This window comes from Autumnicola aciditolerans, from assembly GCF_041679265.1.
Classification (GTDB): Bacteria; Bacteroidota; Bacteroidia; order Flavobacteriales; family Flavobacteriaceae; genus Autumnicola.
Genome location: NZ_JBGFSM010000008.1, coordinates 188977 through 213525 on the forward strand (window position 1 = coordinate 188977; position 24549 = coordinate 213525).

The 24549-nt window shown below is 37.7% G+C and carries 23 protein-coding genes and 1 tRNA gene; 8 read left to right on the forward strand and 16 right to left on the reverse strand.

The annotated features are described in order from the left end of the window. Nucleotides 1–147: 147 nt before the first annotated feature. The 6 genes from lpdA to AB8M93_RS10790 form a co-directional block, all read right to left on the reverse strand. Nucleotides 148–1539 carry a dihydrolipoyl dehydrogenase gene (lpdA, locus tag AB8M93_RS10765; protein ID WP_373057589.1) on the reverse strand — a complete coding sequence of 464 codons (1392 nt, stop codon included), beginning with the start codon at nt 1537–1539 and terminating at the stop codon, nt 148–150. A gap of 147 nt (nt 1540–1686) precedes the next feature. Then, the gene (locus tag AB8M93_RS10770; protein ID WP_373057590.1) at nt 1687–2289 is read right to left on the reverse strand and encodes a collagen-like triple helix repeat-containing protein; all 603 of its coding nucleotides are present in this window, start codon (nt 2287–2289) and stop codon (nt 1687–1689) included. An 89-nt stretch (nt 2290–2378) separates the two neighbouring features. Then, the gene (locus tag AB8M93_RS10775) at nt 2379–2954 is read right to left on the reverse strand and encodes a collagen-like protein (protein ID WP_373057591.1); all 576 of its coding nucleotides are present in this window, start codon (nt 2952–2954) and stop codon (nt 2379–2381) included. A 16-nt stretch (nt 2955–2970) separates the two neighbouring features. Beyond that, the gene (gene msrB, locus AB8M93_RS10780; protein WP_373057592.1) at nt 2971–3363 is read right to left on the reverse strand and encodes a peptide-methionine (R)-S-oxide reductase MsrB; all 393 of its coding nucleotides are present in this window, start codon (nt 3361–3363) and stop codon (nt 2971–2973) included. A gap of 10 nt (nt 3364–3373) precedes the next feature. Continuing rightward, complete coding sequence (msrB, locus tag AB8M93_RS10785) at nt 3374–3853, reverse strand: peptide-methionine (R)-S-oxide reductase MsrB (RefSeq protein ID WP_373057593.1); 480 nt, start codon at nt 3851–3853, stop codon at nt 3374–3376. A gap of 118 nt (nt 3854–3971) precedes the next feature. Beyond that, nucleotides 3972–4841 (reverse strand): alpha/beta fold hydrolase, encoded by an 870-nt coding sequence (locus AB8M93_RS10790; protein WP_373057594.1) that lies wholly within the window; start codon nt 4839–4841, stop codon nt 3972–3974. 171 nt (nt 4842–5012) lie between these two features. Between AB8M93_RS10790 and AB8M93_RS10795 the strand changes: the two genes are divergently transcribed. The 5 genes from AB8M93_RS10795 to rpsA all read left to right on the forward strand — a co-directional run bounded on the left by AB8M93_RS10795 (nt 5013) and on the right by rpsA (nt 9958). Further along, complete coding sequence (locus AB8M93_RS10795; protein WP_373057595.1) at nt 5013–5834, forward strand: M48 family metallopeptidase; 822 nt, start codon at nt 5013–5015, stop codon at nt 5832–5834. Between the two features lie 207 nt (nt 5835–6041). Further along, complete coding sequence (cmk, locus tag AB8M93_RS10800; RefSeq protein WP_373057596.1) at nt 6042–6743, forward strand: (d)CMP kinase; 702 nt, start codon at nt 6042–6044, stop codon at nt 6741–6743. Between the two features lie 8 nt (nt 6744–6751). Further along, entirely contained in the window at nt 6752–7438 is a 687-nt protein-coding gene (locus tag AB8M93_RS10805; protein WP_373057597.1) for an MFS transporter, read from the forward strand. Nucleotides 7439–7456: 18 nt separating this feature from the next. Continuing rightward, the gene (locus AB8M93_RS10810; RefSeq protein ID WP_373057598.1) at nt 7457–7930 is read left to right on the forward strand and encodes an MFS transporter; all 474 of its coding nucleotides are present in this window, start codon (nt 7457–7459) and stop codon (nt 7928–7930) included. A gap of 174 nt (nt 7931–8104) precedes the next feature. Continuing rightward, nucleotides 8105–9958 (forward strand): 30S ribosomal protein S1, encoded by a 1854-nt coding sequence (rpsA, locus tag AB8M93_RS10815; RefSeq protein ID WP_373057599.1) that lies wholly within the window; start codon nt 8105–8107, stop codon nt 9956–9958. Between the two features lie 159 nt (nt 9959–10117). On the opposite strand, the gene AB8M93_RS10820 is transcribed toward rpsA, so the two are convergent. From AB8M93_RS10820 to AB8M93_RS10835, 4 genes are all read right to left on the reverse strand, one after another. Beyond that, the gene (locus tag AB8M93_RS10820) at nt 10118–11275 is read right to left on the reverse strand and encodes an acyltransferase family protein (protein WP_373057600.1); all 1158 of its coding nucleotides are present in this window, start codon (nt 11273–11275) and stop codon (nt 10118–10120) included. Nucleotides 11276–11440: 165 nt separating this feature from the next. Continuing rightward, nucleotides 11441–12928: an HTTM domain-containing protein gene (locus AB8M93_RS10825; RefSeq protein ID WP_373057601.1), complete on the reverse strand. Its 1488-nt coding sequence runs from the start codon at nt 12926–12928 to the stop codon at nt 11441–11443. A 286-nt stretch (nt 12929–13214) separates the two neighbouring features. After that, nucleotides 13215–13288, reverse strand: a tRNA-Arg gene (locus AB8M93_RS10830). 130 nt (nt 13289–13418) lie between these two features. Beyond that, nucleotides 13419–13685, reverse strand: coding sequence for a hypothetical protein (locus AB8M93_RS10835; protein WP_373057602.1), 267 nt, complete (start codon nt 13683–13685; stop codon nt 13419–13421). Nucleotides 13686–14036: 351 nt separating this feature from the next. Here AB8M93_RS10835 and AB8M93_RS10840 point away from each other — a divergent pair, with 351 nt between their 5' ends. Both AB8M93_RS10840 and AB8M93_RS10845 read left to right on the forward strand, forming a co-directional pair. Beyond that, nucleotides 14037–15647, forward strand: coding sequence for an ArnT family glycosyltransferase (locus AB8M93_RS10840; RefSeq protein ID WP_373057603.1), 1611 nt, complete (start codon nt 14037–14039; stop codon nt 15645–15647). A 63-nt stretch (nt 15648–15710) separates the two neighbouring features. Beyond that, a complete protein-coding gene (locus AB8M93_RS10845; protein ID WP_373057651.1) occupies nt 15711–16682 on the forward strand; it encodes a type I phosphomannose isomerase catalytic subunit in 972 nt (323 codons plus the stop codon). A 149-nt stretch (nt 16683–16831) separates the two neighbouring features. Here the strand turns inward: AB8M93_RS10845 and mgrA are convergent, their stop codons facing one another. The 4 genes from mgrA to AB8M93_RS10865 form a co-directional block, all read right to left on the reverse strand. Further along, on the reverse strand, nt 16832–17830 hold the full coding sequence (gene mgrA / locus AB8M93_RS10850; RefSeq protein WP_373057604.1) for an L-glyceraldehyde 3-phosphate reductase: 999 nt from the start codon (nt 17828–17830) through the stop codon (nt 16832–16834). Between the two features lie 50 nt (nt 17831–17880). Then, complete coding sequence (locus tag AB8M93_RS10855) at nt 17881–18624, reverse strand: LytR/AlgR family response regulator transcription factor (protein ID WP_373057605.1); 744 nt, start codon at nt 18622–18624, stop codon at nt 17881–17883. Beyond that, entirely contained in the window at nt 18611–20695 is a 2085-nt protein-coding gene (locus AB8M93_RS10860) for a tetratricopeptide repeat-containing sensor histidine kinase (protein WP_373057606.1), read from the reverse strand. Before AB8M93_RS10860 ends, AB8M93_RS10855 begins: the two co-directional genes overlap by 14 nt. Before the next feature lie 417 nt (nt 20696–21112). Next, complete coding sequence (locus tag AB8M93_RS10865) at nt 21113–21331, reverse strand: hypothetical protein (RefSeq protein WP_373057607.1); 219 nt, start codon at nt 21329–21331, stop codon at nt 21113–21115. 622 nt (nt 21332–21953) lie between these two features. Here AB8M93_RS10865 and AB8M93_RS10870 point away from each other — a divergent pair. After that, a complete protein-coding gene (locus tag AB8M93_RS10870; RefSeq protein WP_373057608.1) occupies nt 21954–23057 on the forward strand; it encodes a fatty acid desaturase family protein in 1104 nt (367 codons plus the stop codon). Between the two features lie 9 nt (nt 23058–23066). Here the strand turns inward: AB8M93_RS10870 and deoD are convergent, their stop codons facing one another. Together deoD and deoC are read right to left on the reverse strand one after the other, a co-directional pair. Next, entirely contained in the window at nt 23067–23765 is a 699-nt protein-coding gene (gene deoD, locus AB8M93_RS10875; protein ID WP_373057609.1) for a purine-nucleoside phosphorylase, read from the reverse strand. A 1-nt stretch (nt 23766) separates the two neighbouring features. Then, the gene (gene deoC / locus AB8M93_RS10880) at nt 23767–24411 is read right to left on the reverse strand and encodes a deoxyribose-phosphate aldolase (RefSeq protein WP_373057610.1); all 645 of its coding nucleotides are present in this window, start codon (nt 24409–24411) and stop codon (nt 23767–23769) included. Nucleotides 24412–24549 lie beyond the last annotated feature (138 nt).

A 24549-nucleotide genomic window follows, 5' to 3' on the forward strand; every position in this document is an offset into this window, starting at 1 on the left:
ATAAAATCCGAACTGGAAATAACCACCCCGCCTTCGGCCACCCCTCCTTTTTAAGAAGGGGAGCAATAAAAAATCCCGGAAAACTAACTTGAGTTTCCCGGGATATACTATTTTTCTAACGTCTAACGTCTAACGTCTAACATCTATTTAGATATGAATTACTTCATCATAAGCTGCGGCTACGGCTTCCATCACCGCCTCACTCATGGTAGGGTGAGGGTGGACAGCTTTAAGAACTTCATGTCCTGTGGTTTCCAGTTTCCGGCCAAGAACTGCTTCCGCGATCATATCGGTGACGCCGGCACCAATCATGTGGCAACCTAACCATTCCCCATATTTGGCATCAAAAATTACTTTTACAAAACCATCAGATTTTCCTGCGGCTTTTGCTTTTCCTGAGGCTGAAAACGGGAATTTTCCCACCTTGATTTCATAACCTGCTTCTTTGGCCTGTTTTTCAGTCATTCCCACAGAAGCGATTTCAGGAGTGGCATAGGTACAACCGGGAATATTTCCGTAGTCCAGCGGCTGAACTTTCATGCCCTTTATTTTTTCAACACAAATAATACCTTCCGCAGAAGCTACATGGGCAAGAGCAGGGCCATGAACCACGTCTCCAATGGCATAAATACCATCTGCATTGGTTTTATAGAAGTCGTCTACTATAATCTTATCCTTTTCGGTTTTAATGTTGAGTTCTTCGAGGCCTATATTTTCGATATTGGTTTTAATTCCAACTGCAGAAAGCACAATGTCGGCCTCAAGGGTTTCTTCCCCTTTTTTGGTTTTTACTTTAGCTTTTACGGTTTTTCCTGAAGTATCCACACTTTCCACTGAAGAATTTGTCATTACCTTAATTCCTGCTTTTTTCACGCTTCTTTCAAACTGCTTGGAAACTTCTTCATCTTCCAGTGGAACAAGGTTTGGAAGAAATTCCACGATGGTAACCTCGGTGCCCATAGAGTTATAGAAATGGGCAAACTCCACCCCAATAGCTCCGGAGCCAACAACTATCATCGACTTTGGCTGTTTTTCCAAAGTCATTGCTTCACGGTAGCCAATCACTTTTTTGCCATCCTGCTTTAGGTTTGGCAATTCGCGGGAGCGTGCCCCTGTGGCAACAATAATATGGTCTGCTTCGTAATCTTTGGTTTTATCGTCTTTTCCGGTTACGGCAACTTTTTTGCCTTTTTTCAGTTTTCCGTAGCCCTCAATAACATCAATTTTGTTTTTTTTCATAAGGAACTGCACGCCCTTGCTCATCCCGTTTGCCACATCACGGCTTCTTTTTACCACGGCATTAAAATCTTTATCTGCCTTTTCCAAAGTTAATCCGTAATCTTCGGCATGTTTTAGATAATCAAAAACTTCAGCACTTTTAAGAAGTGCCTTTGTTGGGATACAACCCCAGTTAAGGCAAACACCACCAAGGCTTTCTTTTTCTATAATAGCTGTTTTAAAACCCAATTGCGAAGAGCGAATTGCGGTTACGTAACCTCCCGGGCCACTGCCTAAAACTATGACATCATATTTACTCATTTTTAGTAATTTTTGTGAGGGTTTAGAAGTTGCGAATTTAAGGAATTAATGCTTAAACAAAAAGGATTAAACAGCTGCTTTAAGCCAGAGGAATGCAGCAAAAATGCCTTCGGCTGTATTTTACCAGTATTATCCTTTGCCCTCATTTTACAAATTAGGTGTAGAGGCCGTTTTTAATACAGTAATATTTTTTATCGCCTGATTATAATTACTTATGTCTATTCCGGTTTCAACTAAAGAGGAAGGGACTACTAAAATGCGAAAGAGCAGGCCCTCTGTCCAGCTGCCATCAAGGGTATTGAAGTTAGAATAGGCTAAATTGCTGTCCAGAAAAATATTTACATCCTGCAAGGTGTAATCATAATTATACTGTACCACAACATTATTTGCCGCAAAATAGGTTTGGGGAAGTAACCTCCAGGCATTAATGGTTTCCCCGTTTTCGTCCTGGCCATTTTCACCCGTTTTTGTGTAAACAAAAACAGCATCTGTGGCAGCAAGTTCCATATTTACTTCGCTAAAAGCTAAAAAGGTGGAATAGTAGTTGTCTTCATTAAAAGTGACGGGCTCTAAATCTATTACAGTCCCGGTAACACTTTCCCCTGGTTCGCCCTGTGGTCCTGGTTCGCCCTGTTCGCCTTGAGGCCCCGTGGGACCTGGCTCTCCTTCTGCTCCCGGAGGGCCTTCAGTAGAACATGAAAAGAGGGTGATACCTAAAGAAAAAATAAGAAATGGTAGTAGTTTCTTCATAGGAGAAGTGTTATTGTTTACGGTGGTGAAGATATAAAAAAAAGCCTACCCGCATAAAGATAGGCTTTTAGAATAATGGAAGTTTCCTTTTATTTTTTGCTGGCAGAAATCTTTTTGATTTTTGAAGAATCAATATTCAGTTTATTGACTACTGCATTATAATCGGATAAATTAACATTGGTATTTTCTGCAAAATCTGCAGGTACTATAATGATCCTGAAAAAAAGATCATCGGTATAAGAGTCATCAATAGTATCAAAATTTTCATACGGAATAGAACTGTCTAAAAAGATATTGATATCGAAAAAAGTATAATCAAAGTTATACTGAATTTCCTCTCCATTGTCTGTATAATATGTTTGCGGCAACTGCCTGAACGCATAATATGGTTCACCGTTTTCATCTTCATACTCTCCAACACTCATATAAACCAATACCGCATCAGATTCAAATACTTCTACGCCGGCATCATCGAAATCTAAAAACAAGGTATAATCATTATCTTCATTAAAATCATACGTCTCAAGATCTATAACGTTTCCAACTATAGCTTCACCGGCTGGGCCGGGAGGTCCCTGTGGCCCTTGTGGCCCCACTTCCCCATCATCAGAACATGAAACAAATAAGAATGTAGTCATAAACAAAAGTGAAAATATTTTTCTCATAATTTTAGGTGTTAATTTATTTATCAAATTCTATACTGGCGGAATTTACGCAATACCGTTGTCCTGTTTCCGTAGGGCCATCGTCAAAAACATGCCCCAAATGGCTGCCACAGGTAGCGCAAAGGATTTCAGTTCTAATCATCCCAAAGCTTTTGTCCTGCACATATTCCACCTTTCCTTCAATAGCCTGATCAAAACTTGGCCAGCCGCAGCCGCTTTCAAATTTCGCATCACTTTCAAAAAGCTTGGTGTGACAGGCGGCACAACGGTATTCTCCTTCTTCAAAATGAAGGTTGTATTTACCGCTATGGGGCGCTTCTGTTCCTTTTTCACGCAGCACCCGGTATTGTTCATCGGAAAGCTGCTTTTTCCATTCTCCTTCAGATTTTTCTATAGCGTATTTTTTCATCTTTTACTTTTTATTGGTTAGCCGGTACAAAGTCCATGGCCACTCCATTCATACAATATCTTTTGCCGGTAGTTTCTCGTGGGCCATCATCAAACACATGGCCCAGGTGGCCGCCACATCTTGCGCAATGCACTTCGTCCCTGGTGTATCCCAGTTTGGTATCACGGCCTAATTCTACAGCACCTTCTATGGGACGGTCAAAACTCGGCCAGCCGGTACCGCTCATAAATTTATTTTCGGTTTTATAAAGTTCATTTCCGCAGGCAGCGCAAATAAATGTACCGGGTTCTTTAATCTTGTTTAAATCGCTTGAAAAAGCAGGTTCTGTTGCAGCCTTTCTCAATACCTGAAATTCGGCATCTGTTAGGTCCTGTTTCCACTCTTTTTCAGTTTTACTTACTTCAAAGTTTTGAGAAGTTTTATTCTTCTGTGCGTTTCCGTTACAACTCATCATTATTGTTGCTAACAGTAGAAATATGATCTTTTTCATGTAGTTTTTCTTTTAATATTGAAGAAATGGCTGCAAAATTTAATTTTTGCCTTTTATGATGGCTGTCAGGGCCAGGCAATGTGCCACTTCCTGCTTTTTGTTTTTAAAAGTACAAAGATTATACCGCGATGAACGTTGTGATTCTGTTAATTACCTCTGGATCTCCCAAAATCCTGCGGTGGCCAAGGCCTTCTGTGATTAAAATTTTGCTGTTTTCCAGGGTTTTGTGTATTTTGTAAGCACAATTTACAGAGACATCCACATCGGTTTTATCATGAATAACAAAAGTGGGAGTGGTTATCCCTTCCGCAGAGATCGCTCCGGAATAGGTATTCATATCCTGCCCCAGCCGGGTATCCAGATAGGTTTTCATCCTGCGGGCAACTTCTTCATTCATTTTCATATTTGCGGCAAATTCCCTGGTAATATGGGTGATACTGTCCGCAGTTCCAATCACTACAAGTTTTTTGGTTTTTAGCCCTTCCTTTACTGCCCGCAGGCTGGCCATTCCGCCCAGGGAATGCCCAATAACTGCTTCAAATGGACCATGAGTTTTATCTAGTTGGTGAATGGCCGCAACAAAATGTGGCATCATGCTCCTTTTTCCAGGCGCTTTGCCATGTGCCGGAGCATCAAAACTAATAGTGCCGTAGCCTTTAGAAATCAGGGCGTCTGCAATTTTGGAAAGCTGCGTTCCCCGCCCGCTCCAGCCATGTACCAGCAAGATCTTTTTAACCGATTTCCCATATTCATAAACCACAATTTCCCGGTCTATGGATGGAATGGTGAGTTTTGTTTGCAGCGATTGTGCATCCATTTTCTTTTCCCTTTCCGGCAACTTGTATTTAAAAGGCGAGAGGAAAAGTCTGGCCGCAAAGCGGCTGGCCAGAAAGGGATTAATTTTAGTAAGAGTTTTACTGATTAAAAGAATGTACCCGGGAACGAGAAGGCGTTGTACGGGAGTGGTTTCTTTATTTTTTTTAGCCATAGATATTAATAATGAGCGAAGGTAGCAAATATTCGCCGCCTTAAAGCGCTACATTCTTTATGGAAATTTTCTGGTATTATTGTTGGATATGCCAATTTTGTTAAATCCTACTTAAACCATTCAGGAGGAAGAGACTGCTTTTGTAATTTTAACAAAAATAAACCCATAATTATGCGAATCAAAAAAACACTTATAGCAATAAGCGCAATGCTGCTCATGATAGTGGCTTGTAAAACAAATCCTTTTACAGGGGAGAAAAATCTTAATTTTGTTTCTAACGATCAGTTATTTCCGGCATCTTTTGAACAATACAACAATTTTTTAGATTCTGCTCAGGTAGTTCGCAACACCCAGGCATCACAAATGGTTAAAAATGTTGGGCAGGAAATTGTCACCGCGGCTGAAAGGTATTTAAATGCTAATGGATACCAGGGTTTTATGCAGGATTTTGAATGGGAATTTAATCTTGTAAAGGATGACCAGGTAAACGCCTTTGCAATGCCCGGAGGTAAAGTAGTGGTGTATACCGGGATTTTGGATATTACCCAGGATAAAACAGGACTTGCAGTAGTAATGGCCCACGAAATTGCCCACGCCCTGGCAGATCATGGTGCGCAAAGGATGAGTGCTGCACAACTACAACAATTAGGAGCGGTTGCCGGTTCTGTAGCTTTAAGCGGAAAAAGTGCTCAGACACAGCAAATTTTTGCACAGGCTTATGGATTGGGAACACAGGTAGGAGTTATGTTGCCGTTTAGCCGTAGCCACGAAGCTGAAGCAGACAGGATTGGCCTTACTCTCATGGCAATAGCCGGGTACGATCCAGATGAAGCTGCAGATTTATGGAGAAGGATGCAGGCGCAGAGCGGAGGCCAGGCCCCGCCGGAATTTCTTAGCACCCACCCTTCTAATGAAACCAGGATCGAAAATCTTACCAAATGGGCGCCAGAAGCCAAAGCAGAAGCTCAGAAATATGGTGTAACATCTTTCTAGCATATAATGAAATTTTTAAAGAAAAGAGGTTGCAATTTGGCAGCCTCTTTTTTTGAATGAATATTAATGAAATCCCGAACCTTTACAAGTAGTAGGTTTGATGCTGCTAAAACTTTGTGAAAAGCTTTTAACCCTTCTTTTCTTCAGGAATAATTCGCTTCGTCTTATATTTCTTTATTTTTGTGGATTAATAATACTTTTAAATATATGAGCAGGAAAATTACCATTGCCATAGACGGTTTTTCTTCAACAGGAAAAAGTACAATAGCAAAACAATTAGCCAGAGAGCTGGGTTATATATATGTAGATACCGGGGCGATGTACCGGGCCGTTACGCTTTATGTGATGCGCCGTCTTTTTGTGACAGAGACCAATTTTGATGAAGAGGCTATTCTAAGGCATTTGCCTTTTATAAATTTAAAGTTTGTCTTTGATGAAAAGCTGGGCTATGGAGAAATCTATCTTAATAAAGAAAATGTGGAAAAGGAAATCCGCCTGATGGAGGTCTCCAATAACGTAAGTAAAGTGGCCACAATTTCTAAGGTGAGGGAGATGTTGGTAAAACAACAGCAGGAAATGGGAAAAGATAAAGGAGTGGTTATGGATGGCCGTGATATTGGAACCGTGGTTTTCCCTGATGCCGATTTAAAATTATTTATGACAGCTTCCACCCAAACCCGCGCAGAAAGAAGATATAAGGAACTTTGTGAGCGTGGAGAGAAAGTAGAATTTGATGAAGTTCTCAAGAATGTAAAGGAAAGAGACTATATGGATTCTACCCGTGAAGACTCACCTCTAATAATGGCAAAAGACGCTATAGAAATTGATAATTCCAGGATGAGCCTGGAAGAACAATTTGATAAAATAGTGAAACTTGCCAGGGAAAAAATAGCCATGGCCCAAGCTTAGTCCTTTATATGGGTAGTAAAAAACTCTCCAAACCAGTGCTTTATTTAATGGCAGCCGGCGCAGGTTTAGTGGTTGCCAACAATTATTATAATCAGCCATTACTCAATTTAATTGCCGCGACCTTCCGGGTTTCAGAGTCGGAGGTGAGCAATATCCCATTATTTACTCAACTAGGCTATGCATTAGGTTTGCTATTTATCATCCCACTGGGAGATAAATTTCCCCGCAAGAAAATGATTCTTATAGATTTTATAGCGATTATTGCTTCTTTGCTCACTGCGGCTGTGGCTCCTTCTTTGCTTATCCTGGGAATTGCCAGTTTTTTTATTGGCTTTTCGTCTGTTGTCCCGCAACTTTTTGTTCCTATGGCAGCTCAATTAGCACGCGACAAAGAAAAAGGAAGGGCAATAGGAGTAGTGATGAGCGGCTTACTAATAGGTATTTTGGGTAGCCGGTTTTTAAGTGGAATGATAGGTGAATATTTTGGCTGGCGTATTATGTATGTGATTGCCACTGCATTAATGCTTGTATACGGAGTATTACTGAAGTGGAAACTGCCGGAATTGCAACCTGATTTTAAAGGAACCTATCTGAAGCTTATGAAATCCCTCGCACACTATTTTAAAACAGAAAGCTCAGTAAGGCTGGCTGCACTTCGTGGCGGATTGGGTTTTGCCGGGTTCAGTGCTTTTTGAACTACCCTTGTGTTTCTAATGGAAGATTCCTTTAATTATGGCAGCGGCATGGCAGGAAGTTTTGGGTTGTTGGGAATAGGCGGCGCACTTGCAGCAACATGGGCCGGCAAATTAAGCGACAGGCTTAACCGGAATAAACTCATAACCATTGCCAGCGTAATAATGATTTGTTCCTGGGTTCTGTTTGGCTTTTCCGGCAGTTCTCTTGTGGGACTTATAGCCGGGGTTTTGCTTCTGGATATGGGGCTGCAGTCTTTGCATATTACCAATCAAAACATAATTTTTTCTAAACATCCAGAGGCAAGAAACCGGATTAATACCATCTACATGGTGGGATATTTTATGGGCGGGGCTGCAGGAACAATTTCAGGTGCCTATGCATGGGAAATGTATGGATGGAAAGGAGTTTCCGGCATTGGCTTTAGCTATTCGTTACTCATATTGTTTTTTCATTTCATCTTCAAAAAACCTGATGCTGAAAATATCTCTTAAAGTAGCTGTTATTAGGTTTGATATTCAAAATTTAAGTTGTATTTTTGCACTCCTTTTTGGCAATTATCCGGAAGAACAAAAAGGGCTGAAAATCAAATACTAAAATCACTTCTGTGTTTTTAAATTGCACAATTTCTTCCGAAGAAACACAGGATACAAATATTATTATCAGCAATGGCTGAAGAAACAAAAAATCAAGAAACTCAGGAGTCTAATGCACCTGAAGTTCAGGAAGTAGCAGGAATGGCGACAGATTCGCAACCAGAGGTTGTAGAGCAGCAGCAGGATCCTGAGAAGTTTTTAAAAGAATTCAACTGGCACAATTATGAAGAGGGAATAGACCCGATTGATGACCAGAAGCTGGAAGAATTCGAGAAACTTGTAGAAGAGAATTTCGTAGATACTTTAAATGATGAAGTTGTTACGGGAACTGTAATTAACATTACAGATCGTGATGCCATTATAGATATCAACGCGAAAAGTGAAGGAGTTATTTCTTTAAATGAATTCCGTTACAACCCAGACCTTAAAGAAGGAGATGCGGTTGAAGTTTTAATTGATGTTCGTGAAGACGCTACAGGACAATTAATCCTTTCTCACCGAAAAGCCCGTGTTATCAAAGCCTGGGAGCGTGTAAATAAAGCACATGACGAAGGTCTAATTGTCAATGGATTTGTAAAATGTCGTACCAAAGGTGGTATGATTGTAGACGTATTTGGAATCGAGGCGTTCTTGCCAGGTTCTCAGATAGACGTTAAGCCAATTCGCGACTACGATGCTTATGTTGGTAAAACAATGGAATTTAAGGTGGTGAAAATCAACCACGAATTCAAAAACGTTGTGGTTTCTCATAAAGCGCTTATCGAAGCCGATATTGAAGAGCAGAAGAAAGAGATCATTGGTCAGCTTGAAAAAGGTCAGGTACTTGAAGGTACTGTTAAAAACATTACTTCTTACGGGGTATTTGTTGACCTTGGAGGCGTTGACGGGCTTGTTCACATTACCGATCTTTCTTGGTCAAGAATCAACCATCCAAACGAGATTGTTGAGCTGGACCAGAAACTTAACGTGGTAATTCTTGACTTTGATGAAGCTAAGACAAGAATCCAGTTAGGTCTTAAGCAGTTGAGCCAGCATCCTTGGGAAGCGCTTGATAATGAGCTTAAAGTTGGAGATAAAGTAAAAGGTAAAGTAGTTGTAATCGCAGATTATGGTGCATTTATAGAAGTTGCTGAAGGTGTGGAAGGACTTATCCACGTTTCTGAAATGTCATGGAGCACGCACTTACGATCTGCTCAGGATTTTGTAAACGTTGGTGATGAGGTTGAAGCGCAAATCCTTACTTTAGACAGGGAAGACCGTAAAATGTCCCTTGGTATCAAGCAATTGACTCCAGACCCATGGACAGATATTACTTCTAAATATCCTGTTGGTTCAAGACATTCAGGTATCGTACGTAACTTCACCAACTTTGGTGTGTTTGTAGAGCTGGAAGAAGGAATCGACGGATTGATTTATATCTCTGATCTTTCATGGACCAAGAAAATCAAGCACCCATCAGAATTTACTAATGTGGGTGATACTCTTGAAGTGGTTGTATTGGAACTTGATGTTGAAGGGCGTAAATTAAGTTTAGGTCACAAACAAATTGAAAGCAACCCTTGGGATAAATACGAAGAAGAATTCGCTGTAGGAACTACTCATACTGCTGAAATTTCTGAAATCGTAGACAAAGGTGCAACTATCGACTTTAATGAAGATATTACCGCATTTGTTCCACAGAGACATCTTGAGAAAGAAGATGGAAATAAACTGAAGAAAGGCGAATCTGCAGAATTCCAGATCATTGAATTCAACAAAGAATTCAAGAGAGTGGTAGCGTCTCACGCTGCTGTTCACAGAGAGGAAGAGCAGAAAATTGTTAAGCAGGCTGCCAAGAAAGCTGCCGCGCAGAACAGTTCAAATACCACTATTGGTGATGTGAATGCAGATCTTCAGGCACTTAAAGATAAAATGGAAGGAAAATAATTTTCTGAAATTTTTGAAATAGCAAAAAGCTCCGCAGATTTTTCCCGCGGAGCTTTTTTATTTACGGTTGGGATTTGTCACGGAACTTCTACTTATTGCATTAAGCAAGCCTTATAAAGACAAACAATAAAAATGTAACGCAGGGCCTGAGCAGCATAGCTAATGCTGTTTTTTAACATAAATACTATTGGGTTTCCTAACCTCTTTTCTCCATTTAAGGTTTTCAAGATTAGGTAAAAGTGGTCCTTCTTTAGATGTTTTTCCAAAAAGCTGTGGAATGTTCTTATCCAGTAAAGCAATTAAAGGAGCGCATAAAAGGAAGCTTAGCAGTACAATCGCCGTGCAATAAAGAGTTGTTGCTACCCAATTATCTGCTGGAATATAGAGTTTTATAAGTTCACCATTAATAAAGTGATGGAAGATTCCATTTAAGCCTAAAAGATACAGGGTATTTTTACCAATATATTCAAATAGCCTATTAAAAGGGAGTATAATACATAGGGATATCAGGAAAAATGCTCCTGCAAATGCAGTTATAAGGAAGGGCATAATCTCTCCATGTTGCGAAAGCACCATAAGCACGGTGAAATTATCTGAGGGAGAATTGAGATTAAAAGTAAAATACGTAATACAGAAAAATACCGGTAGTAACAGGTATACCATCCACTTTTTCGTGGCTGCTAATTTTTTTATAAAAGGAAAGGCAGCAAATCCAGTAAAATAAAAACCCATAGCTACTATGGCTTCATGAATGTACCAGGTGTTCAAGGTAATGCCGGTTAGCTTAGCAACAGAAAGATGATAACGGCATATTAATAATCCCAATGTAAGTATTAGAATTCCCCAGAATAAGCTCCTGCTTCGGGATTTAATTTTTGGAATTATTAAAGAGGCCATCACCTCACAGGTAAAAAGGCATACCAGGAACCAGGTGATGAGATTTAACTGCGGACTCCCCTTTAAATAATAAAGCATTTTCACCAGGGTTTGGTACCAGTCAATAAATCCAAATTGGAGATAATAGTAAATAATCCAGAGCGGTATAAAGAGGAGGCCAAAAACAAAAACGGGTAGTAGTCTTCTTAGGAAAAGGATTTTGAAATTTTTATAGAAATTCTCCGGAGGTTTAAAGAAAAATCCTGAAATAATGAAGAACATAGGCATCAGGAAAGAATGATCAAATTTTAATTGTTGAAATGCCACGGTACCACCTTCGGCAGCCACACGTTCAACAATATGATCATAGAATACCAGGAACATACCTACAGCCTTAATAGAATCTACCCATAAAATTCTTTCTTTTACTAATCTTAACATACCTCATCTTTTTCTTCACTGGAAGAATATTTTCCAGTTTTAATTCAAACTAATTTTATACAAATGGGGCTTGGATAAATTTGTTAGGTTTTAAAATATCTAACATGGTTAACTGTAAAAATCAAATTTTAAGTTCTTTAGTCAAACCCTTTGAACTACAAACTCTTACCATTGGCAGGGGCAGGGTCCATCTTTTGGAATATCCCTGTAAACCAGAAATTTCTTTTCCATCCAGGATATTCTGTTGAATTGTGGTAGGTGCTTGTCTTTAGGTAATTCTACGCTGTAATTTTTTTTTTGATAATAATAGGTAAGGTTTTTAGATTCTTCAGAATCAAAATTTTGTACCTCTCTTTCAATTTCGAAGAAAGTTACTAATTCATGTTTTTCTTTTATCTGGCTAAAAGGGGGATAGTTGGAATCTTTAATTTCAACAAAATCACTATTGTAAGGTAAAAGCGGAAAGATTTGAGAAATAATTAAATGATTTGATTTTTCTCCAGCTACTTTCAGGTTAGAAAACATAGAGAAATTAGTAGCGGTTTTTAAGCCGAGATAAGGGGTTATACCATTAAAAATGGTTAGAAAAATGAAAAAAATAAAGGCCGGACCAGGCATATATAGTAACTGCCGGACGTACATCCTGTCTTCAACCTTAAATTTAAGGAGGTAGCTAAGGCTAAGACTGATTATAAAACCACACCAGGCGTATAGTGCGAAAATGATAAATTGTAAATAATTGGGAGGTACTGCAGGTACAGGATTAAACCTGTAGATCCAGAATGCTAAAGCAACTGCTGGCACTATTAGCGAAATGCTTAGCTTAATCTTATTTTTACGGTTCTGGAACTTCAGTTTTCCAAAGATGTTTGTTATTGTTGTATAAATTTTCTGAACGGTTTCCACGGGGAGAAATACGGTATATAACGCATAAATTTCTGTTGTAAAACTAAAGATCATCAGGTTTGGGTGTATAGCCAGTAGGAAATGAAAAGCGAGGCCGGTAATAATAGCATAGAGTCTATATCCGGGGATGAGAAGGAGTACAGGAATTAAAGTTTCTATGATTAACGTCCCGTAGATAGTGATCCATCCAATTAGTTCATTATTAGGTAAAAAGGGGAGTATTTTTGTAATTTCACCATATAAAGTGACTCCGCAGCTAACCGTTGGATCAAAATAGCTATAGTTAAGCTTATGGAATACCGTAAAGAAATATAAAATTATAACTATCCATCGAAGCACCGGAGCTACAAAACCGTACATCCTACTTATATGTTCGTGAACGTTTTTCGTTTTTTTTGTGATGTGAGTATATACTATCCCCGAAATAATACAGAGGTTAACAATAAGAGCAAGCATAATATGATTTGGAATAAAGGGCATGTTCCCAAACTTAATGCTGCTCCATATTAATAAACCCGCGGCAAAGATTAAGGGTTTGCGAGGGGTTAACACAGATAAAATAATCACAAATGGTAACAGGATGCAAAGAAATAAAAAGAAATAATTTCCGGATTGTAGAAAATGATTTCCAATTTTTGTCCAGTCACCTGCTGTAATGCTATGATGTACTAATATGAAAAAGCACCACATAAAATGAAAGATCCTATAACCCTCAAAACTGTTTAATAAGTTCTTATCCGTTTTCATTAACTGCTCCTAAATTTGTTACTAATTAGGGTTAAATTAGGATTTTTTTTTATGAAATTTGAGCATTTTAAGGTTTTGGCTGTAAAAGGAAGAAAAAATAGTTAATATGATGAGTTGAAGCCAAAAAGGGAAGATTATGAAAGAAAAAAATAGAACTTTTGTAAGAAATTGGGGGTTATTTATCTGAAAATGGGAGTGATATGAATTTTAAAGAAGCGCTATAACACATGATTTAAAAACAAAAACCGTCTAAAGATTGCTTAGACGGTTTATTATTTAGCTCCGGTGATCGCGCCAGGATTCGAACCTGGGACCGCCTGCTTAGAAGGCAGGTGCTCTATCCAGCTGAGCTACGCGACCGTTTTGCGGTTGCAAATATAAACCTCTTTATATTTAAAACAATGCTTTTTTTAAAAAATATAAAGCTTGAGTAAATCTCTTAATTTTTGTTCTTTTAGGCCTCCACAAAAAAAGCGACTTTTAGGTCGCTTTAAAATTCCCGGAGCAATTGCTGATCCAGATGTTGGGAAGTTATAACCAGCTGATTGACAAGCGTGGGAGTTTGATCCTCCTCTTTTATAACCCTGTCGAACATCAGGTTAAAGCGTCTCATCAATTCTAAGGTTTTAAGAGAAAGCTGAAAAAAACTTCCCTTTGCGTAGATTTCATCTACCAGTAATTTTACAGAAGCTATCTTGCTGTATTCTTCTTCTGTGGTTTCAATATAATGTGTCGTTTCCTGAAGCATGGGGGACATTGGATTGCCTTTAGCTAAGCAGGTACAAGGATATAAAGTAGATGGGCATTGTAAATATAAAGGATATTGCAGCTATTTTTGCTCCTCTTTTTTATAAAATCTTTGAAATGGTTTAAATACTCGATCAAATTACACTGTTGACTCTCTTGCAAACATTATTATTGATTTAGATAAATAATCAGAAGTTTGTTAGCTAGTGATATTGGTACCCAATATTTAGGACATTATAGGTATAAATAAGCCGAACAGAATATTTGCCGTTTCTATACAATTTTGAAAATTGTAAAAAATTGGACGGGCTTATTTTCATTTTAACGTATTTGCGTAAGTTCGCAGTAATTATTATTAAAAATGAAACTTCAACGTAATTACATTTTCCCGCTCATTGCAATTTGCTTGGCAATATTTTTTATAAACCTGGATGCTATTTATATAAATATAATGGAAGCCAGGAATTTTATTACGGCCAGGGAAATGCTTAATGATGGGAACTGGATTTTTACCACCATGAATGGGGAACCACGTTACGAGAAGCCCCCGCTGCCCACATGGCTTACCGCTGTTTCCATGTCCCTTTTTGGAATGGAAAATCTTTTTGCGCTACGCCTGCCCGCCGCAGTGGCCACTTTAATACTGGTTCTCTTTTTCTACTTTCTGGTTATCAATGTAACCGGTAAAAAAAAGTTTGCCTGGATAGCTTCGCTTATTTTAATGACTTCATTTTATATTATTTTTTCGGGACGTAACGGGCAATGGGATATTTTTGCCCACGCTTTTATGTTACCGGCCATCTATTTTTTATATCTTTTTTTTACTTCAGAAGAAAATACTTATAAAAATGCTATTTTTTCTGCCATATTTATAGGATGTTCCTTTTTAAGTAAAGGGCCGGTCTCTCATTACGCCTTGTTATTTCCTTTTCTAATTGCATATGGCAGTGTTTTCAGGTTTAAAGAGCTTGGTAAAAAATGGAAACCATTATTGATTTTAATAATACTGGCGATCATTACTTCCGGCTGGTGGAACTTGTACGTTTACCTGTTTGATACCCATGCAGTGGCAAAAATCACCGAAAAGGAAACCGGCCGGTGGCTGGATTATAATGTACGTCCATTTTATTACTACTGGAGCTTTTTTGTACATACCGGCCTCTGGCTTCTTCCTGCCTTTATTGGTTTAATATACCCTTATCTTAAGAAAAGGGTATTTAACAAGAAAGTCTACAAATTTGCCCTTATCTGGACCCTGGCTGCTGTGATCTTATTATCTTTTATTCCGGAAAAAAAGGTAAGGTATTTATTGCCTGTCTTTATTCCGCTTGCACTTAATACTGCTTTTTACTTGGAATATTTATTTAGAAATTTCAGGTTAAACATGCCCTTAAGAGAGACCTGGATTGTTTATTTTAATTTTTGCCTTGTTGCTTTAATAGGCATTTTGTTTCCTATAGCAGGATTTTTTTATTTTGGTAATGAAATCGCACAATTTCCGTTATGGTTCGCGCTTTCAGCCATCTCCCTTTTCGTTTTAGGTTTGGCTATTTTAAATGGTTTGCGCAAGCGAAAAATAGAAAATGTGTTTTATCTCAGCATTGGATTTATTATTAGTCTTATCTGGTTTGGCCTTCCAATGGCTAAGTATATTAATACAAATAAAGATTATAAAAGTATCGTTAATGTAAAGCCTCTGCTAAAGGAAAAAAACTTAAAACTCTATGAGTTCAGGAGTTTTACTCCGGAAATTATATGGGAGTATGGAGAGCCTATTCCTGTTTTACATGAAGAAGATCCGCCGCCTGTAGAACCTTCTTTTTATCTTCTTGCCCAAGAGGGGATGGAGGGGATGCTTCAGGATGAATTTAAGGATTATCACCTGAAGAAAGTGGAGAGTTTTGATATGAATCCTGTTTCTACCACTCATAAAAGCAGACTTTACAGGAACCTTTACCTACTAGAAAAATAATGATTTTCAACTATTGATATTAAGAACTATATTTGAAGGTCCAAAAAAGAATAAAACATGAAAATGCCTGATTATCCGTTGAAATTTACCCCTATCCTGAAAGAAAAGATTTGGGGAGGAAATAAGCTTAAAGATATTTTAAACAAGCACTCAATAATTGAAAATCTGGGGGAAAGTTGGGAAATATCGGGTGTTGCCGATAATGTTTCTGTAGTTGAAAATGGCGAATTACGAGGCACTTCTTTAAAAAAACTTATTGAAGAGCATAAAGGAAAGTTTCTTGGGGAGAAGATCTACAAGCAGTTTGGAGATGATTTTCCTCTTCTTATAAAATTTATCGATGCCAGTACTGAACTTTCTGTACAACTTCATCCAAATGACAGGCTTGCCAAGAAGCGCCATAATTCTTTTGGAAAAACGGAAATGTGGTACATTATGCAGGCAGATGAAAATGCTAAAATAAATGTAGGTTTTAAAGAAACCATTACCAGGGAGGAATATCTCGATGCACTTGAGGCCAATGAAATCACGAAGCTCCTTAATTTTGAGGAGGTGAAAAAAGGAGATAGTTTTTTTATCAATACCGGGAAAGTTCATGCCATAGGAGCGGGGGTGCTTTTGGCAGAAATTCAACAAACTTCAGATATTACCTATCGCATTTATGATTGGGACCGTGTAGATGCTGATGGCAATTCCAGGGAGTTGCACACTGCGCTGGCTATAGACGCTATAGACTTCGAAAAGAAAAATGATTTTAAATTAACCTACGACAAAAAAGCTAATGAGTCTACCAATATTGCAAGATGCCAGTATTTTACCACAAATTATCTCCCGGTAAGCGGTAAAGTGAATAAAGATTATACCAATACAGATTCTTTTGTGATCTATATGTGCGTAAGCGGCAGAGCTGAAATTGCCACCAGAGGGAACGTGGAACCTATCCAGCAGGGGCAAACCATATTAATTCCTGCAAACATCGAAAAAGTGCATATCCAGGCTAAAGATTGTGAGCTACTGGAGGTATTTATTGGCTAATATCCGGTTACTTAAGAAAACAGTTTGTTATCTCAACGGGAAGAAGTGACATGAAACTGAAGGTTTTTATACCCTTGTGATATCATAAAATATTAAAAAGAGCTGCGAAAAATCCTCCGCAGCTCTTTTCATCTGGTTAAAAATTAAATTTATTTCTTCTTCAGGATCTTATCTATTTCTTCCAGTTCGCTTTTGCTAAATTCAATATTATCTAAAGCTCCAATATTATCTTCCAGCTGTGAAACCTTGCTTACCCCTACCAGCACCGAGGTTACCCGTTTATCTTTTAATAACCATGCTACGGCCATTTGTGCAAGACTCTGGCCACGAGACTGGGCAATCTTATTAAGTTTCTGAACTTGTTCTACTACTTCCGGTGTAATTTGTGATTTACTTAAGTAGCTGCCTTCAGTAGCGGCGCGGGAATCTTCAGGAATGCCATCCAGATATTTAGAGGTGAGAATTCCCTGTTCTAAAGGAGAAAAAACGATGCTGCCCACACCTTCATGTTCTAAAGTATTCAGGAGACCGTCTTCCACCCATCGGTCCATCATGTTATAGCGCGGCTGATGTATTAAAAAAGGTGTTCTTTGTTCCCTGAGAATTTCAGCAGCTTTTGAAGTTTCTTTGGCAGAATATTGAGAAATTCCCACGTATAAAGCTTTTCCATCCCTTACAATCTGGTCCAGCGCTCCCATAGTTTCTTCAAGAGGAGTATCTGGATCTGGCCGGTGATGATAAAAGATATCCACATAATCCAACCCCATCCTTTGCAGAGACTGGTCCAGGCTGGCAATGAGGTACTTTCTTGACCCAAAATTACCATAAGGCCCTGGCCACATATCCCATCCTGCTTTTGTAGAAATTATCAATTCATCCCGGTAGGCTTTAAAATCTTCTTTGAAGATTTTCCCAAAATTTTTCTCAGCCGAACCATAAGGTGGTCCGTAATTATTGGCAAGGTCAAAATGGGTAATCCCGTTGTCAAAAGCGGTGCGAAGGATTTGTCTGGCATTATCAAAATCATCATGATCTCCAAAGTTATGCCACAGGCCAATTGAAATGAGCGGAAGCATTATTCCGCTATCTCCGCAGCGGCGGTATTCCATATTTTCATAACGATTTTCACTGGCTTTATAGTTCTCCATATTAAAATTATTGGTTTTATTGATTTTAAATATTTGAGTTTTAGATAACATTATCTCAACCTGTTTAAAAAATCTTCTTTCCGCCGGGTGGAAACCGGTAAAACAGTATTATTTTTTAAGGTAACATATCCTCCTTTTCCTTTTGTATATTTTACCACATGGTTGAGATTTACAATATATGAATTATGAATTCTGGCAAAATTGAAAGGTATTAATAATTTTTCAAAATGTTTCAGGCTTTTTGAAACCGTATATTTTGCATTTTTAAATACGTGCAAGTAGGTATAGTTAATATCTGCCTGGCAGTAAAGAATGTCTTCCAAATCTATAAACAAGATACTATCCTGGGTGGATACATGAATTTTTTTTGAAGACGTATTTTCCTCAAGGTTATGAAACAATATATCAAGCTGTTGGGAAATTGCACTCTGGTTCCTTCTTTTTTTGAGCTTAACAATGGCATCATGAAAATCTTTTTCATCAATAGGTTTTAGAAGATAATCTACGGCGCTTAATCTAAAAGCCTGGATTGCATATTCAGAAAAAGCGGTGGTAAAAATTATTTCAAAGTCTACTTTATTTATCTTCTGAAGAAAATCAAAACCACTTTGGTTCCCCAGCTGTATGTCTAGAAAAAGTACATCCGGGCTATTATTTTGCATTTCTTTCAATGCCTGTTCAGCGTTGGTATAGGAAGCCAATAATATAATTTCTCCTGAAGAGTTTATTAAATTTTCCAGGAGATTCACACAATGTTGTTCATCATCTAAAATAACTGCGTTAATCATCATCATAGTATTTTTGAGGAACCTCAATTTCTACGCGAAGGCCTTCATCAAGATCAATGAGCCTCACACTCCCTTTGGTTTTATTAAAATTATTGATGATTTCAATACGGTTGCGGGTGAGTTCTATCCCTACTGAGCTAGTTCCTTTTTTACGTTGATTTTCGTTAAATTTCCTGCCTACCCCATTATCTTCAATGGTGAACAGGAGGTGGTTCTTTTTATCTAAGATCTTAATACCTATAAGCCCTGGTCCCTTCTTTCCGGACAAACCATGCCAGATGGCATTTTCAATAAATGGCTGGAGAAGTAACGGTGGAATAAAAGTATGTTCTAAATGTATGCTCTTCTCTATGTAGAAAAAATAGGAGAATTTATTATTTAATCTTAATTTTTCCAGTTGAAGATACAGCTCCAGTGCTTCCAAATCTTCTTTTATTGTAATTTCTTTTTTTGCTGAATATTCCAGGATAAGCCGCATTAGCCTGGCAAATTTGGTGAGATAGTGGTTGGCATCTTCAATTTTATGATGAGAGATATAATCATTTATAGAGTTGAGGGCATTAAAAATAAAATGCGGATTCAATTGTGATCGCAGGGCTTTAAGCTCTACATCGGCAACTTTGGTTTGGTACTCAGCCTGGATCGCTTGGTAAACTGCATCCCGCTTTTTGGTATATAACATAAAGCCAATAACTGCGAAAAGGATTATACCACTGCCGCCCAGAATAGAAATATTTTTATATAATTTTTGTCTTTTAATTTCCGCTTGGGCGATAGCACGTTTTTTTTGATTTTCAGCTTTTAGAATCGCTTTTTGTTCCTCTAATCTATACTGCGCTTCCAGTTGTGCAATTTCTTCTGTTTTTTCTGAAGAAAATAAGCTGTCTTTAAGGGCCATCGCCTTTGATTTTCTCTCCAGGGCTTCCTTAAAATTGCCCTTTATCTCATAAACTCTTGCAAGATTATCTAAAGCCACTATTTTCTGCTTTAAATATTGGGATTTATTTGCAAATTCCAGAGCATATTCAAAATACCTTTTGCCTGCCCTCAGATCATTATTTTGCTGAGCATTTCTGTGCAAATATATTTCTCCTACCTCATTGCATACAATGGCAAGGTTGTGTGGATCTTGCAGTTCCCTGTAAATAGAATCGGTAAGTAACAGAAATTTAAGCGCCTTGGCATCTTTGTGCATCCTTTTATAGGCAATGCCCAAATTAGTCATACTGGCTGCAGTTACTTTTTTATTCCCAATATTTTTTCCAATAGCATAAGCTTTCTCATAGCTGTCAATAGCTTTTTGTGACTCATTTGTACTATCATAGATATTACCAATGCTAAGCAGGGAATTAGCAACCCCTAAAAAGTAATGCTCCCTTTTATATATTCCAATGGCTTTCTGTTGGTATTTTAGGGATTTAGGATATTTTTCCAGGTGATTATAAAGTATGCCAATGTTAGATAATATAAAAGCGCTGTTTAAGCTATTTTCCATACCTATATGTTGGTATATATCTAGTGCTTTAAAATTTATAGAAAGTGCTTCAGAATATGCTCCCCGGTACATATTATTAATAGCGATGCTGCCTAATACCCTTGCCATGGTTGCAGAATCTCCTTTTTGCTTAAAAAATTGGTACACTTCTTTGTAATTTCTTGTAGATTCGGCATAACGGGCATGGCTAAAATAAAGAAGGCCTTTTGCAAATTTGATCTTTATAACACCGGTAGAATCTTTAGCGCTTTCAAGAATGGTAAGGGCTTTATTGTAGCTTTTGTTAGCTTTTTCAGAATTACCAAGAGAACTGTAGTTATGTCCCAAACAGGTATATGCCTGCCCAAGCAATTTTGGTATATTTAATTTTCTTGCAATACCTATGGCTTGCCTGGCAGTTTCTATACCTTTCTCAGGATTGCTGGTATAATTCAAATAAGACAGCTCATTTAAAATAGTTGCTTTTACAGAATCTTCACTGGTATTATTTAGTAGGATGCCAAGGGAATCTATTTCCTTATGCTGCGAAAAGGAATAGAAATTCCAGCATGTGATTAATAATAAGGCAATCAAACTCTTCATACCTATATAATTATTAATAATAAATTAGGAGAAGTGTTTGGGGATATGATCTAAGTTAACAAAAAAAACGAAAAATAAAGGTTATGGCACAACTATTAGTAAATTATATTCAACTAATAATCTGTGGGTTGCAATTGTTGAAGGGCTTTTAAAAATCCGGAAACTCTTCAGAAGAAAGAGACAGGAGCAGATCATTTTCTATGATTTAATTGCTAAAATGCTATTGAAGTGTTACTAAAAGAAGATTAGAGGTAAGCAGCAAATTAGAAAGGCAATCTTGGCAATTATAAAATAATGGTAGGTAATGTAATTCATAAAATTCCCCTGAAGCATCTTCAGAGGAATCTTTATATTTAATTTAATCTAGCCCAGATGCTACTTAAGAAAACTGCAGATAACATCACTTGTAGGTTGTAATCAATTAAAAGCTTGCTTTTTGACATGTTTAGAGTAGGTCTCATGATAGCTTAACCATTCGTCATACTCCAATGCTCCCATTGCTGTGCGCATTTCTGTAGAATTATAGGCTTTTCCTTCCACGTTTATTACCGTTACAAATACATAACTGGCATATCTTACCACTCCATCCATAAGGATATCATACTCGGGACCGGCGTTTTCCAGGGCAATATCCATGGCGTCTTTTATGTTGAAACCAATCCCGAAAACATAGGATTTTTCACCTTCTGTTTTGATTCCCTGGGACCTGTCAATACCTAAATGGCATTTTTAGAACTTATAGCGGTAAAATCTACTAACCTTACAGAACACGAAGAGAAGGAAAATAAAACTAATAACAATCCAAAGTAAAGTTTAATATTTGTCATAACTAAAGAATTTTAATTCCTACTCTTGTGGTTTTTCGGATACACCCCGTTTATATAGTCTCTGGTCTCTATAAAAGCTATTAAAAGATTTTGAATGTGCTCTTTGATGAACTTTGGAGAGAAAGCAAAACCTCTTATTGAAGGACTCTAAAATACTCAGAGGTAACCCCATTGGAAATGAAATGTTATTTTTTGTGAGGCTTCATTTATTCACTGCCCATTTAAAGCTGATAGCTGCTACAGCAGTGGAGGGGATACGCCTGGTTTTATAAATTGAGGTAGTTGAATTTTTTTTTATTCTACAGGTAGCCTCAACCATTTAAAAATTAGACTATCTTAATCTAATGCTAATTCTTTGCAGGTTTTCGTGGCATCTTTTAATTTCGAAGTGAAACTCCATTCTTGATTTTAGAACTTCAAAATTGCGTATAATGGAAAATCTTAGTCTCCGCCCGCCTCAATACCAAAAGAATACCAACATAAAATTTTCAGCTTTAAGAAAAACTGTATTTGATAAAGTAAAAATGCTGGAGAAAAGCAAAAGGTTTGAGATTAAATTAAAGGCTTTTCTTTTTCCCTTGCTGTATTTTTCAGTTTATGCCCTGCTACTTTCTTATGGAAATACACCTGGTGTATTTTATCTTTCTTATTTCCTGCTGGGAATATTTTTAGTGCTTAATTTTTTAAACCTCGTACACGATGCCGTGCATGAAGTAATTTTTACCTCTGCTAAATGGATGAATAAAATCTATGTTTACTTTTTTGATCTGCTGGGAGCCAACAGCTATATCTGGAAAATTCGTCATTTGCAGCTTCATCATGCCTATCCTAATATTATGAATTGGGACAGTGATTTTGAGCAAAGTCCAATGGTAAGGGTTTTTCCTCATGCTGAAGCCCGGAAAATGCATGCTTACCAGCATATCTATTTACCCTTCATGTACCCATTCTATTTATTCAACTGGTTAGTAATTAGAGATTTTAAGGACTTTTTTAGTGATCATGCCATTGTAAGGAAAATAGTGAAGATTCCTAAAAAAGAGTTTGTTAAACTTTTTCTGTTTAAAGGCTTTTTCTTTTTTTACCTGCTTCTGCTTCCAAAGATGGTATTGGGGGTAAGGTGGGGCAGTATCCTATTGGGCTTCTGCCTTATGATATTAACTGCCAGCCTGCTGTCGCTGCTGGTACTTCTTTCTCCCCATGCAAATATCCATAGTGATTTTCCTCAGGCAGATGAAAGTGGGCAGATGCCTTATAACTGGTTTGAGCATCAGTTAAAATGCACTAATGATGTGTCTAATGACAACTTTTTTGTAAGGTTTTTTATGGGCAGCTTTAATTATCACATAGCCCATCATCTTTTCCCTAATGTACATCATGTATATTATCCTGAAATTACTAAATCTATTAAAGATTTTGCACTTGCCAATAACCTGCCGTACCGGCAACAGACCCTGTGGCAATCTTTAAAAGGGCATTACGATTTACTGAAGCAAAATGCCGTTCATGAAAACATCTTCGAAGAAACGATGTAGTAAACAGCCTTACAAAACACTCAGGGCAATTTTAATCATGTTTGAAAATGATTTTTGCCTTTCTTCTGAAGAAAGACTTTCCCTGGTTACCAGCGAATCAGAGATGGTGAGCAGGGAAAGGGCAGAGACATCATGTTGTGCGGCAATAGTGTACAAACCGGCAGTTTCCATTTCCACACAAAGAATACCGAATTTTGCCCATTTTTTATAATCTTCTGTGTCATCTTCATAAAAGATATCAGAAGATAGAATATTTCCCGAATGTATAGGAATATTTTCCTGAATGGCAAAATTAGCTGCTTTGGTGAAAAGTTTGAAATTCGCGGTAGGTGCAAAGTTCGCTCCGGGAAACCGAGCGGCATTGATCCCGGAAGTAGAGGAAGCAGCCATGGCAATAACAATATCATTAATTTTAACCTTTTCAAGGTAAGATCCAGCCGAGCCTACCCGAACCATGTTTTTTACCCCATAATGGTTAATAAGTTCATGGCAGTAAATAAGGGTTGAAGGAATGCCCATGCCCGTACCCTGTACTGAAACCTTTTTACCATGATAGCTGCCGGTAAAACCAAGCATTCCCCTAATGTTATTGTACTGAACGGGATTATCCAGAAAGTGATCTGCGATCCATTTTGCCCTTAACGGGTCGCCCGGTAATAAAACGGTTTCTGCAATTTCACCTTTTTGGGCTTCAATATGTATGCTCATTTTAAAGTTTTGCGGTTATGGAAATTCCTGACGAAGTGCCAAGCCTGCTTGCACCAAGCTCTATATATTTTTTTGCTGTTTCAGCATCTTTAATGCCTCCTGAAGCTTTTACCTCAAGTTGTTCTCCAACTATAGATTTCATCAGTTTTACATCTTCAAAAGTAGCTCCTCCGCTACCAAATCCTGTAGAGGTCTTAACATAATCTGCATTCGCATCCAGCGCACACCGGCAGGCAGAAATCTTTTCCTCTTCAGTTAAATAACAGGTTTCGATAATCACCTTCAGGATTTTTGCGCCAATGATATTTTTTATTTCAGAAATTTCATTTTTTACATATTTCAGATTACCATCCTTAAGCTGCCCAATGTTTATAACCATATCAATTTCATCAGCACCATTGGCAACACAATGCTTGGCTTCAAAAACTTTGGATTGGGTATCCATAGCCCCAAGTGGAAAGCCTATAACGGCTGCTATTTTTACTGCGGAATTTTGTAATTCTTTTTTAGCAGTTTTTACATAACATCCATTTACGCAAATGGCAAAAAACTTATGTTCTTTAGCTTCGGCACAAAGTTTTGTGATATCGTATGGTGTGGCAAAGGCTTTTAAATTAGTATGGTCTATATAATGATTTAACTGCATTTACAAAAGATTTATATGCAATATAAAACATTTTTAGTCGCTTGTTGATTATTATTGAAATGGTGAATATTATTCTTTTTTTTTAATAAATATGTAAGTATTACTGGTTGAAGATAAACCTCTAGGAGTAGTTGCTTA